The organism is Shewanella mangrovisoli, assembly GCF_019457635.1.
Taxonomy (GTDB): domain Bacteria; phylum Pseudomonadota; class Gammaproteobacteria; order Enterobacterales; family Shewanellaceae; genus Shewanella; species Shewanella mangrovisoli.
Window position 1 is genome coordinate 4,642,479 of record NZ_CP080412.1, and the last position, 13,376, is coordinate 4,655,854.

The following is a 13,376-nucleotide window of genomic DNA, read 5'->3' on the forward strand; positions in this document are numbered from 1 at the left end:
GTTTGTTCTTAGTCTCAACGGGTACAGCTAAACATAAATGGCTAAGAATTTCATCTAAAGCGATAGCTAACGCAATGAAATATTAGCTTTAGCGATTCTGGTCAGAGCATTAAGCAACAAAATAACCAGCGAGATTATTCAGCTTGGATACAGAAAAACTAGGCTATAGTGTATATGCACAACGTTAAGAGCAACCTTTTTGCTCGTGAATACTGGACTCCTAGTGAGTCCATTTTTTTACCCCGCATTTCCCCCATAATCCGCCGCACAGCCGCAGTTGCAACATTTAAGTTTCAATTAAAGCTTAACCATCATACTTTTCGGCCAATTTTTTAACTTTCACCTTAGCGTTAATCAAACCACTTGGGCCAGACATAGCTCTGCCAAGTACGCCGCATCGATTCTGCTCCCGGGTAAAGAATGCGCTAGCAAAGGTCGACAGAGGCAAGAGAATGAGTTCGAAATCCAACGATATTCCCGTCAATTCACCACAGGCCGACGACATGAGTTCTCGCGGCTGGTTTGTCCGTTTTCTTAATATTGTCGAACGCTTAGGGAACTTACTCCCCCATCCTATTACCTTGTTCGCCCTGTTTTGTGTCGCTGTGATCTTAGTGTCCGGCATTGCGGGCTACTTTGGATTAACGGTCACCGATCCGCGCCCCGAAGGCGCCCACGGCCGTGGCGCCGATGGACTTATCCATGTCGTCAGCCTGATGAATGCCGAAGGCTTGCGGATGATAGTGTCCAACTTGGTCACTAACTTCACCGGCTTTACGCCCTTAGGCACTGTGCTGGTCGCCCTGCTGGGTGTGGGTATCGCCGAGCGTTCTGGACTGTTATCCGCCGCGATGCGGGCACTCGTTATGGGCGCGTCGAAGCGATTGGTGACGTTAACTATCGTATTTGCCGGCATTATGTCGAACACCGCGGCAGAGCTTGGATATGTGGTATTAATTCCCATGGCGGCGATGATCTTCCATTCCTTAGGTCGTCATCCACTGGCGGGACTGGCCGCGGCATTTGCCGGGGTATCGGGGGGATACAGCGCTAACCTATTGCTCGGTACTGTCGATCCGCTGTTATCGGGTATCACTGAGGCGGCGGCGCGAATGATCGATCCCGACTACAACGTCGGCCCTGAGGTTAACTGGTACTTTATGTTTGTCTCGACCTTTGTGATCACTTTCCTCGGGGCCTTTGTGACCGAGAAAATTGTCGAGCCGAAACTGGGCAAGTATCAAGGCGATGATGCCGATGAAACCGTGCATCAATCCATGGGCAATGTCACCGAGCTGGAAAAACGCGGCCTCAAGTGGGCGGGATTATCTATGCTAGTGCTAGCGGTAATCCTTGCGCTGTCAGTCGTGCCAGAGGGTGCGCCACTGCGCGATCCTAAAACCGGCCTGGTCTCGGGTTCGCCGTTCCTCAAAGGCATAGTCGCCTTTATCTTTATCTGTTTTGCTATCCCAGGTTTTGTCTACGGTAAGGTCGTTGGCAGCATTAAAAACGATAAAGACGTTATCAATGCCATGTCACACAGTATGAGCACTATGGGACTGTATATCGTACTGGTGTTCTTTGCGGCGCAATTTGTGGCCTTTTTTAACTGGAGTAATCTCGGCGCCGTGCTAGCCGTGCTGGGTGCCGATGCCCTGCAATCCATTGGCTTAACTGGGCCAATCCTGTTCCTGTTTTTTATTATGCTCTGTGGCTTTATCAACTTGATGCTGGGTAGCGCTTCGGCCCAGTGGGCCATTACCGCACCGATTTTTGTGCCCATGCTGATGTTAGTCGGCTATGCGCCCGAAACCATTCAAGCGGCCTACCGTATTGGCGACTCAGTGACTAACTTAGTCACGCCTATGATGAGTTATTTCGGGTTGATTTTAGCCGTGGCTTGCCGTTACCAGAAAAACCTTGGCATAGGCACGCTTATCGCCACTATGCTGCCGTACACCTTAGTGTTTTTCGTTGGCTGGACGGCGTTCTTCTTCCTGTGGGTGTTTGGTTTTGGTCTGCCAGTGGGGCCAGGCGCAGCCACTTACTACACGCCTTAAGCCGGTCTAACTCCATCTCTAACAAAAAGGGCGTCGAAGCTAAGCTCGACGCCCTTTTTGATGTGCGAATTCATGCAGGGATTAACGGCTTCAGTCGTACAACCATTCCATTAAAAAACTACAGATCAGCAAGAAAACCCCCAGATTAAACACCACAGTCTGTAATTTTGCCTTAGGCGATTTATCCTCGGCCTGACTCATCACTTGGTTGAGGGGAGTAAAAAACATATTAGGGTCGAGCCCCATGCCAATAAAAAATACTGCGACGGCGAAGAGTCGAGTCAGCTCAGGAACGACCAGCTGCTCAAGATAAAACTCATAGGCGCCATAGGCGACCATGCCCACGGCGATGCAATGGCAAACGACGGCCATGATAAGCTGCTTAGTCATAAAACCTCTCACCGATGACACCACTTTGCTCCTAAAGCCAACGCACTGTTACTCATTATGCGGCTGATAATATTCGGCGCGCAGTCTATCTCTTTTACGTTGTAGTCGCACCCAAGCAAACCAACCAAATAAAATACCTGCCGCAGGATAAAGATAGAGTGCCCGAGCTAATTCACCCCAAAAGGATGTATCTGAGGTCAAATAATGGATAGTGGCGACCACGACTGAAGTCATACAACCCCAAAACAACACGCCAACCACTAGGATAAAAAACCACTTTCCCTTGGCTATGGCTTTATCCAGTGCCGCAAGTTCCTGTGCCGACTACCAAGCTCTCCATCCATTATGATTCCACCAATATGCCTGAATTGGCTAATGCTGGCTATCCATCGTAGTAACGATACACCAACAAAAAGCCCTGCATGTGCAGGGCTTTAAGAGTGTTAGGTTAGATTACTCCGCCGAGGTCGGCTTTTCTTCTTTACCTTTCTTCTCGCGCTTACTAAAGATACGTTCCACAATCACAAAGAACAACGGCACGAAGAAGATACCCAGGAAGGTCGAACTCATCATACCGCCGAGTACCCCAGTACCGATGGCGTTCTGGCTACCAGAACCTACACCCGTACTAATCGCTAACGGTACAACACCCAGACCGAAGGCGAGTGACGTCATCAGAATTGGACGCAAACGCACGCGGACCGCATGTAAGGTCGCCTCAATAAGACCCGCACCTTTTTCATAGAACTCTTTGGCAAATTCCACAATCAAGATGGCGTTCTTCGTCGCCAAACCGACCGTCGTCAACAGACCCACCTGGAAGAACACGTCGTTTGGCAAGCCACGACCATTCATCGCCAGCAGGGCACCGATAATACCGAGCGGAACCACTAGGATTACTGCGAACGGTACAGACCAGCTCTCATAAAGTGCTGCCAGTACGAGGAATACCACCAGAATCGACAGAGCATACAGCGCTGGCGCTTGGTTACCGGATAAACGTTCCTCATAGGATAAGCCGTTCCACTCGATACCAAAGCCTGGAGGTAACTGCTTCACCATGTCTTCCATGATATTCATCGCCGCACCGGTACTGAAACCAGGAGCCGTTGCGCCTTGAATGTTCATGGCAGGTAAACCGTTGAAGCGTTCTAGACGAGGTGAACCATATTCCCATGCGCCCGTTGCGAAGGCCGAGAATGGCACCATGTCACCCTTGCTGTTACGCACGTACCAAGTGTCTAAGTCTTCTGGTTGCATACGGTATTGCGCATCACCCTGTACGTAAACCTTCTTCACACGACCACGGTCGATAAAGTCGTTTACATAAGAGCCACCCCATGCGGTTGCGAGTACACTGTTCACGTTCGCAATCTCAATGCCTAAGGCACTCAGTTTGGCATGGTCGATATGCAACTGATAGATTGGCGCATCTTCCTGACCGTTTGGACGAACGCCCACGAGGTTTGGATTCTGTGCCGCCATGCCCAACAATTGGTTACGCGCAGCGACTAACTTGTCGTGCCCTTGGCCATTCTTATCTTGCAGGTACATGTCGAAACCGTTAGCCGTACCCAGCTCGATTACCGCAGGCGGTACGAAGGCGAATACAAAGGCTTCTTTCATTTGGCTGAATACGCCCATCGCGCGGCCCGCAATGGATTGCACATCCATACCTGGCGCTTCACGCTCTGACCAATCCTTCAAACCAACGAAGGCAATACCCATGTTCTGGCCTTGACCCGCGAAACTGAAGCCCGCCACGCTGAATACCGATCTCACGCCCTCTTCAGCCAGATAGTGATCAGAGACCTTCTCCAACACTTTAAGCGTACTTTCTTGGGTTGAGTTAGTTGGCAAAATCGCCTGCGTGAACAAGATACCTTGGTCTTCGTCGGGTAAGAATGCCGTTGGCATGCGCATGAAGATCCAGCCCACAGCCACAACTAATGCAGCGTAAATCATCATGACTCTGAAGCTACGTTTTATAATGCCAGCCACACTCGATTCGTAACGATTCGTTAAGCGATCGAAGCCACGGTTAAACCAGCCGAAGAAACCGGTTTCGATATGGCCATGGCCCTTCTTCAAAGGTTTTAACATGGTCGCACAGAGTGCAGGCGTTAAAATCAAGGCCACCAGCACAGACAGCGCCATCGCAGAAACGATAGTGATCGAGAACTGACGGTAAATTACCCCGGTTGAACCCGACATAAACGCCATAGGTACGAATACCGCTGACAAGGTCAGACCGATACCGACTAACGCGCCAGTAATTTGATCCATCGACTTACGGGTCGCCTCGAGTGGGCTTAAACCCTCTTCAGCCATTACCCGCTCAACGTTTTCCACCACCACAATCGCGTCGTCCACGAGCAGACCAATTGCCAGCACCATAGCGAACATGGTGAGGGTGTTGATGGAGAAGCCCGTTGCCGACAGAATCGCAAAGGTACCCAGCAATACGACAGGTACTGCGATGGTTGGAATGAGCGTCGCACGGAAGTTTTGCAGGAAGAGGTACATGATGACGAACACCAGTACGATAGCTTCGAGCAGAGTGTGTACCACGCCTTCAATCGATTTCTCAACGAATGGCGTTGTATCGTAGGGGTAAACCACATCTAGCCCAGCAGGGAAGAAGGGACGTAACTCTTCAACTTTAGCGCGAACGGCTTCTGCCGTGTCTAAGGCGTTAGCACCAGTAGCCAACTTAATCGCAATACCAGAAGCGGGTTTGCCGTTATACAGCGACTCTACCGCATAGCTTTCAGAACCTAGCTCAACACGCGCCACATCACCCAAGAACACGTTCGCACCCGATGTATCGGATTTGATGATGATCTTGCGGAATTGTTCTGGCGTTTGCAGACGGCTCTGTGCCGATACAGTCGCGTTTAACTCTTGTCCAGGCAGTGATGGTGTACCACCGAGTTGACCCGCTGATACCTGCGCGTTTTGCGCACGGATAGCGCTCACCACATCTAAGCTGGTGAGATTGTATTGGGTCAGCTTCAGTGGATCTAACCATATACGCATCGCATATTGGGCACCGAAAATCTGAATTTCGCCCACGCCAGGTACACGGCTCATAGGATCTTGGATGTTAGCGCCCACATAGTCGGCGATGTCACCCTTATCTAAAGAACCGTCAGTCGAGACGAAGCCCAGTACCATTAGGAAGCCCGAGCTTGACTTGTTAACGTTAACCCCTTGAGATTGCACCTCTTGTGGTAACAAAGTCATTGCGCCCTGTAACTTGTTCTGTACCTGAACCTGCGCGATATCCGGATCGGCTTCCGCGTTAAAGGTCAAAGTAATAGACGCGTTACCAAAGCTATCACTGGTCGATGCGATATAACGTAGGTGGTCGATACCTTTCATACGTTGCTCAATCACCTGAGTCACTGAGTCTTCAACGATTTTGGCCGATGCACCTGGGTAGTTCGCACTGATCACCACTGTCGGTGGCGCAATACTGGGGTACTGCGAGACTGGCAGGGATCGGATCGACAGAACCCCCGCCAACATAATAATTAAGGCGATCACCCACGCAAAGATGGGGCGATCAATAAAAAAACGTGCCATAGCTATGCCCTATTGTGCTTGGGTTTCAGAAATAACTTTGGGAGTGACTGGTGCACCTGGACGGATTTTTTGTAATCCTTCCACAATCAACTTATCGCCCGCTTCCAAACCGGCAGTAATACGCCATTGATTGTCGATAACTTCAGCTGTGGTCACAATTTTTGCTTCCACTACACCTTGATCGTTCACCACCATGGCCACGGCTTGCCCTTTAGCGTTACGGCTAATGGCTTTTTGTGGCACTAAGATAGCTTGAGGATCGGTACCAGTATTCAGCACGGCGCGAACATACATGCCAGGCAGTAAGAGGCCATCTGGGTTAGGGAATTCAGCACGCAGGATCACTGAGCCCGTGTTTTCATCCACACTCACCTCAGCAAATTGCAGCTTACCGCTGTGGCCATAAACAGTGCCGTCTTCGAGCACTAACTGCACGTCAGCGTTATCAGCCGCTTGCAACTTGCCTTGCTGTAATTTCGCTTTTAGGCGCAGCAATTGGGCACTCGATTGGGCGATATCCACATTGATAGGATCGAGCTGTTGAATGGTCGCCAGTGTTTGGCTTTGGTTTGCCGTGACCAGCGCACCCGCAGTCACACTCGATTTACCGATACGGCCAGAAATTGGCGCTAACACTTCGGTGTATTCGAGGTTGATTTTGGCGGTGTTGATTGCCGCTTCAGCGACTGTCACGCTTGCCAGCGCTTCTTTGTAAGCCGCTTCGGCTTCATCGAAATCCTGCTTACTGATGGCGTTAGTCTTAACCAGTTGTTGATAACGGGCCGCTTTGGCCTTAGCAGAAGCAAGACTTGCATTCGCTCTGGCTAAATCGGCGTTAGCGCTCACCAGTGCTGCCTTGTAAGGCGCGGAATCGATTTGATAGAGGGACTCGCCCTGCTTCACATGACCGCCTTCGACAAAGCTACGCTTGGTAATAATACCACTGACTTGAGGACGTACTTCGGCTTCGAGGAACGCCTTGCTACGGCCGGGTAATTCGATTTGGATAACCTGAGGCTTAGCCGCCACGTTGATTACACCAACTTCCATGCTCTGCGGCCCAGCGCCGGCTTGAGCTGCCTTATCCTCTTGAGGGCTACAAGCTGCCATCCACAACGCCACGCTGATTACTGAGGCAAGTTTAATTGTCTGCCGCATGAGAACTCCTTTAAATATTAACGCTACCGTTTTTTCACGCTTTCAAAGGTGAACTGACGGCCGTAATTATAACTAAAATCAAATCTGTTACTTATCGCATACCCTATAAGGATGAACAAGAAAGATAAACAAACTAAAGTGTAAACTAATGAAAATATTCACACCTTCGCGAATACCTTATTGATTGAATTGTTATCCTATTTAAGAAATATGTTAATAGTGGATAAGCTTGTTAGCGTTGTACGATACAAAACACTTATTCAGCCTACTCTATATCGAAAATGTTGCAAACCTGTTCGACACCACAGGCTGCTATCAAGCGAACCCTGATAACAGTCTATTCGATATAAATGACACTTATCCGACTACATTACGCCAATAAATAAGCATTTTTGCATATACCATCAGTCGTTTAGCTTGGCTTGTCTGCCAGAGACCAATATGGCTCTCTCACTCATGGTGATGCAAACAAGACGCTACAAAACTCGAATGCTTAATTCTATTGATGTAACGGTAATGATGTATGGTTTATGTAAATTCGCTTTGAATCTACATATCAGCAGAAATGAGTGACACTCAACTCTTTGAACGCGACATTTTATGACCAAGCTTAATTGAGGGCAAATCTGAAATGGCTTTTTACACCCCATTTAATGAAACTCTGCTTCCCAAAAAACGTATTTTTATTAATTAGATCACAAACACATCTCCGGCAAACTCGGTTATTTCGCCGCTTGTTCACATTCATTCATATCTTTTCGTCATTGGTTCATCCCAAGTTGCAGCGCTATTCACAACTTATTTTTACGATAAAGGTGCGCTAACAATTCCCAATACTTTGAGATGATGATTATGAAGACTCGTACTAAATTTTTGCTGACAGGGGCGTTGCTTTCTTTGGCGGCAAGCTCCCACGGCGCCGAAGATAATCAACTCTTTGGCGGCACCATTAACGGCAACCTTAACTTTGCATCCGACTATGTGTTTCGTGGTGAATCAGAAACCTTAGACGGCGATATTCCCGTCGTACAAGGCACACTGAGCTGGAACCACAACCAAGGCTGGTATGCTGGGGTATTTAGCTCCAACATCAAATTCGCCGACCCTAACTTAGAGATCGTTACCGCACCTTTTATTGGTAAAGCGGGGGAATTTGGCGACTCAGGTTTTACCTATGATGTGATGTTGTTTTCATACCTCTACCCAGGTGCGTCCTACTCCAACTACACCGAGTTATGGTTAAAAGTGGGTAAACAATTTGGCCGCGCAAATCTGCAACTCGAAGTCACCCCAACGGTTGATGATTGGTTTGGTGTCGATGGCTGGCACGGGGTTAACTATGCCTTGCACCCAAGCTATAGCTTTGACAATGGCGTAAAAATCTCGGCCTCTGTGGGTTATCAAGACCTCACGGGTGATGGCGCCGAAGGTTGGGGCCACTGGAACATTGGCTTGAGCAAAGCTTACTACGGCCTCAACTTCGACCTACGCTACCACGGCAGCACTGTCGACAGTGACCATAAGGTCTATGGCACTCAAACTCAAATCTTCGATGACAGAGTCGTCATTGGGATCAGTAAAAGCTTTTAATCGTTATGTGACTTACCCGTTCATCCCGCTGCTTCCCTGCAGTACTCCAATTGCTTGAAATATCGAGCCTTGACCAGCCAATTTGGCTGGTCCTTTTTTATCTAAATACGATTATCACCCACGCTACAGGCTAAGACTCGGCTAATATCCGCAAGACACCGACCCGATTCTTGCTGCCATTGATTGAAGGCTGCCTGCACCTGCTTTAGCGCGGTTTGCGAGCTAAAACCGGCATCCACCAACTTATGCGCCTTAAAATAACCTTGCACATCATCGGTTAACAAAAAGGTATCCTTACCAATGCCGCGCAGGAAATACGGTCCAGTATTGCCGCCGAGGCGAGCGCCTCGTTTCTTTAAGAGTGCCCAAAGCCCGACGATATCTTCGGTCGGCCAGTCGGCAATCAGCTTAGCCAAGCTGCCATGTTCGCGGGCGATATCATGGATCATCAAGGCATTATCATAAATCGCTTGGGTCTTCTTTAAATGGCGAATTAAGGTCGCATCCGCGGCGCGGGTTTGGATCTGCTCGGGCGACAACATCAATACCTTTTCAGGCACGAAATGAAAGAAAGACTTCTCATAGGCGGGCCACTTATTATCGACCACACGCCAGACAAAGCCACTCTGAAACACCTGCCGACTCATAGCTGAGAGCAGTGTGGCATCATCATACTGGCGAATTTCGGCACTGGTCAGGCAGCCTGGCAACAATGCTTCGAGCCCCTTTTTACCGCCCTTGCGCTCACTCGCTCTGGCATAGATGGATGAGAAACTTTCTAACTGGCTCATACGGTTACCTTTGGTTATCTCTATTTCACTGCGATGTTAAAGCTAATAGTACCGAATTTTCGCGCGAGTGGATCATTCCGCATGGCAAACCACTTTTACGTCACTTCCACTACTTTTAAGGGAAATCCTACAGCAAGCGCCTTGATAGCGACTAAAGTTAAGTCGTAGAGTCAAAAAATGCAGGGGTTGTGGGGTCGACACCTATGGAGCTGTTCTATCATCCTTTATCACGTTATTCACAGAAGGTGTTGATTGCTCTCTATGAAAAACAAGCGAACTTTTACCCGCGGATCACCGATTTGCGCGACCCGTTAGCGCGTCAAACATTCCAGCAATTTTATCCTCCCGGCAAACTGCCGTTACTCAAAACCCACGAAGGCCAACTGCTCCCCGAGTCCAGCATCATCATCGAATACTTAGACAGGCATTTTCGAAACGGTACCGAGTTACTGCCCGCCGAACCCGAGCGCAATTTAGCGGTGCGCTTATTCGATCGCATTTTTGATAACGATATCAATAACCCATTATTTCAATTGGAAAAATTAAAGCATGCGCCCGAAGGGCATGAATTTGAGATCAAGCAGATAGAAAAGCAGATGTTTATCCAGTTTCAGCGACTTGATGCCCATTTGAGCCAAAACCACTGGGTATGCGGCGACAGTTTTACCTTGGCCGACTGCGCACTTATTCCCTGTTTAAGCTACAGTTTTGCCCACTTAAACCTGCTGGATTTAGATGAGTTAGTACGTTACTGGCAACAGGCGCAGCTGCGCGGCGCCTGGATGCTGGTGCTTGAAGAAGTGCTACTCGCCGAAATGGAGGAAGACACTGGCATTAGGAGTATTCCCTAATGCCAACACATTAGAGATTGCGTTCTTTCTTCAACTGTAAAAACGCTTTCCATTTAATGACTTCTGGCGGCAACTCGGGAGCAGGATCGGTATAACCCGCCTCTTTGACTAACACATCCAAGGGAACTTGCTTACCTTTACAGACAAACACCCCACGCACATGCACTATGCAGTGCAAGCCGCGTTCGCTCACAAAGCGTTGTTCAATATAAAAATATTTCTCATCCCAGCCCACGACCTTGGTTTCAATCTCAAACTTTTTCAGGGGCTTGATATCGCGGATATAGGTAAATTCGGCGGCGTTAACAATCGGCATCCACTTCAATTTGAGGAAACGCTTCAACAACCCCATTTCGGCCAACATATAAGTGCGCGCCAGATCCATAAACGCCGGATAGCGGGAGTTGGTCAGGTGGAAGTTGATATCGCAATCGCTAGGCAATGCCCGGTAAGTAATGCGGCTCGTGCCCAAAAAATCAATCTTACGGCAGTGACGCGTGCGCCAAAACAACAACCAAAACAAACGGAAATACAGATTCATATGCAGTCGCCCTAAAAATAAGAGCCACAGGCTAACAGAGGTCATACCAGAGGGCAAGCGAGATCTAGCTCACAAAAAAGGCGCCAAATGGCGCCTTTTTATGCTCAAGCTTTCCTATTTAGCGCGGCTTAAGCAGCAATCCCAGAGTGGCGCAGCAGCGCATCGATACTCGGCTCGCGACCCATAAACTGTTTGAACAAGTCCATAGGCTCGGCTGAACCGCCCATTTCGAGAATGTTGTGTAGGAAGCTACGGCCAGTGTCAGGATTGAAGATGCCTTCCTCTTCGAAGCGAGAAAACGCATCCGCCGACAGCACTTCTGCCCACTTGTAGCTGTAGTAACCCGCGGCATAACCGCCCGCAAAAATATGCGCAAAACCATGTTGGAAACGGTTAAATGCAGGCGGAATTAACACGGCTACCTGACGACGCACTTCGTCCAAGGTCTCTTGAATACGCGCCCCTTTGGCGGGGTCATATTCGTGGTGCAGTCTAAAATCAAACAGTGAAAACTCCAGCTGGCGCAACATCATCATGCCTGATTGGAAGTTTTTCGCCGCTAACATCTTGTCTAACATGGCTTTTGGTAAAGGCTCACCGGTTTCGTAGTGACCGGAGATCTCCGCTAAGGCTTCTTCTTGCCAGCACCAGTTTTCCATAAACTGGCTAGGTAATTCGACCGCATCCCAAGGCACACCGTTGATACCTGACACGCCTGCCACGTCGATTTTGGTCAACATATGGTGAATGCCATGGCCAAATTCGTGGAACAGCGTCGTCACTTCATCGTGGGTGAAGAGTGCCGGTTTGCCATCTACTGGGCCGTTAAAGTTGCAGGTGAGATAAGCCACAGGCTTTTGTAGACCCGTAGGCGTGTGACGACGCACTCGGCAATCATCCATCCAAGCGCCGCCGCGTTTACCCGTGCGGGCGTATAGGTCTAAATAGAAGCTGCCTCTATGCTCGCCCGCTTCGTCGAAAATATCGAAGAAACGCACGTCTTTATGCCAACGGTCGAACTCAGTTTGCTCGACAATCTTTAAGCCAAATAGGCGCGAGACGGTGTAAAACAAGCCAGAAAGCACTTTATCTTCGGGAAAGTAAGGACGCAGCAACTCTTGAGAAATCTCATACTTATGTTGCTGTAACTTCTCGGCGTAGAAACTCAAATCCCAAGAAGCCATTTCGCTCACGCCGTACTGCTCCAGCACAAAGGCTTTTAACTCAGCCAGTTCGGTCTTGGCTTGATCCTTAGAGCGCAGCGCTAATTCGTTTAAGAATGCCATCACCTGCGCAGGCGTTTCGGCCATTTTCGTCGCGAGGGATTTTTCGGCAAAACTATCAAAGCCTAACAACTGTGCCAACTCGTGGCGCAGCGCAAGGATTTCGTCCATCAAGGGACCATTATCGAATTCGCCCGCATTTGGGCCTTGATCCGAGGCGCGCGTCACGAAGGCGCGATAACACTCTTCACGCAGGCTACGGTTTTCGCTGTAGGTCATCACGGGTAAATAGGAAGGGAAATCTAAGGTAAATAACCAACCTTCTAGTTCGCGCGCCTCGGCCATCGCTTTTGCGGCCGCCTTGGCTGAATCGGGTAAACCGGCTAGTTCTGCCTCATCAGTAATTAACTTAGTCCAAGCTTGGGTCGCATCGAGCAGTTGGTTCGAAAAACCGCTGGTAAGTTCAGAAAGACGCTTAACGATTTCGCCATAACGCACTTTTTGCCCATCGTCTAAGCCGATACCTGAAAGCTCGAAGTCCCGTAAGCTGTGCTCAATCACCATCTGTTGTGCTTGGCTTAATTGGTCAAAGTCTGCCGATGCACGCAGGGATTTATAGGCCTGATACAGCCCTTGGTGTTGACCCACATAGGTGCCGTATTCGGATAACAGTGGCAAACAAGCATCATGGGCGGCGCGCCATTCATCTGTGCTCACCACTGAGTTCATATGGGAGACAGGCGACCAAATCTGACTTAACTCATCATCCACTTGCTCGAGCGGAGCGACTAAGTTATCCCAGGTAAAAGGCCCTGGGGTTTGCAGCACTTCATCAATCTTGGCACGACACTGAGCAATGGCCTGCTCAACGGCAACTTGAATGTGTTCAGGTTTAATCTGGGAAAAAAGCGGTAATTTTGCGCCGTTAAGCAAAGGGTTGCTCATAATGGTTCCTCTACAATCTGTGTAGCTAATAAATAAGGGCTTATCTACTATTTATCAAGGCGAGAAAACCGATTGCCCCCTTCGCAGATACACCTAGCCGTATTCAACAAAGAAAAAAGCGAACCAGTTCACAATTAAGATTTACACCAAATTTACTTATTCAATCTTGACGAGCTGATCGCAAATCGAATCCATTCTCATTAACGATCATATTCGCCTGAGTTAATATCTGCACATAT

The 13,376-nt window shown here is 49.0% G+C and carries 9 protein-coding genes and 1 pseudogene; 3 read left to right on the forward strand and 7 right to left on the reverse strand.

The window, feature by feature from the left end; translation table 11 throughout:
• Positions 1 to 452: 452 nt before the first annotated feature.
• On the forward strand, positions 453 to 2,060 hold the full coding sequence (locus K0H60_RS20180; protein WP_286670296.1) for an AbgT family transporter: 1,608 nt from the start codon (positions 453 to 455) through the stop codon (positions 2,058 to 2,060).
• 90 nt (positions 2,061 to 2,150) lie between these two features.
• Here K0H60_RS20180 and K0H60_RS20185 read toward each other — a convergent pair whose 3' ends face one another.
• The 4 genes and pseudogenes from K0H60_RS20185 to K0H60_RS20200 form a co-directional block, all read right to left on the reverse strand.
• On the reverse strand, positions 2,151 to 2,450 hold the full coding sequence (locus K0H60_RS20185) for a hypothetical protein (protein WP_220056852.1): 300 nt from the start codon (positions 2,448 to 2,450) through the stop codon (positions 2,151 to 2,153).
• A gap of 48 nt (positions 2,451 to 2,498) precedes the next feature.
• Positions 2,499 to 2,794: pseudogene (locus K0H60_RS20665) on the reverse strand (hypothetical protein).
• A gap of 109 nt (positions 2,795 to 2,903) precedes the next feature.
• Positions 2,904 to 6,038 (reverse strand): efflux RND transporter permease subunit, encoded by a 3,135-nt coding sequence (locus tag K0H60_RS20195; RefSeq protein WP_220056853.1) that lies wholly within the window; start codon positions 6,036 to 6,038, stop codon positions 2,904 to 2,906.
• 9 nt (positions 6,039 to 6,047) lie between these two features.
• On the reverse strand, positions 6,048 to 7,196 hold the full coding sequence (locus tag K0H60_RS20200; RefSeq protein ID WP_220054241.1) for an efflux RND transporter periplasmic adaptor subunit: 1,149 nt from the start codon (positions 7,194 to 7,196) through the stop codon (positions 6,048 to 6,050).
• An 843-nt stretch (positions 7,197 to 8,039) separates the two neighbouring features.
• Between K0H60_RS20200 and K0H60_RS20205 the strand changes: the two genes are divergently transcribed.
• Entirely contained in the window at positions 8,040 to 8,786 is a 747-nt protein-coding gene (locus tag K0H60_RS20205) for a TorF family putative porin (RefSeq protein WP_086902476.1), read from the forward strand.
• Positions 8,787 to 8,887: 101 nt separating this feature from the next.
• Here the strand turns inward: K0H60_RS20205 and K0H60_RS20210 are convergent, their stop codons facing one another.
• Entirely contained in the window at positions 8,888 to 9,577 is a 690-nt protein-coding gene (locus K0H60_RS20210; protein ID WP_220056854.1) for a DNA-3-methyladenine glycosylase I, read from the reverse strand.
• Between the two features lie 203 nt (positions 9,578 to 9,780).
• Here K0H60_RS20210 and K0H60_RS20215 point away from each other — a divergent pair, with 203 nt between their 5' ends.
• On the forward strand, positions 9,781 to 10,428 hold the full coding sequence (locus K0H60_RS20215; protein ID WP_220056855.1) for a glutathione S-transferase family protein: 648 nt from the start codon (positions 9,781 to 9,783) through the stop codon (positions 10,426 to 10,428).
• Between the two features lie 10 nt (positions 10,429 to 10,438).
• On the opposite strand, the gene K0H60_RS20220 is transcribed toward K0H60_RS20215, so the two are convergent.
• On the reverse strand, positions 10,439 to 10,969 hold the full coding sequence (locus tag K0H60_RS20220) for a thioesterase family protein (RefSeq protein WP_011624562.1): 531 nt from the start codon (positions 10,967 to 10,969) through the stop codon (positions 10,439 to 10,441).
• Between the two features lie 128 nt (positions 10,970 to 11,097).
• Positions 11,098 to 13,137, reverse strand: a complete 2,040-nt coding sequence (prlC, locus tag K0H60_RS20225; protein ID WP_220056856.1) for an oligopeptidase A — start codon at positions 13,135 to 13,137, stop codon at positions 11,098 to 11,100.
• Positions 13,138 to 13,376 lie beyond the last annotated feature (239 nt).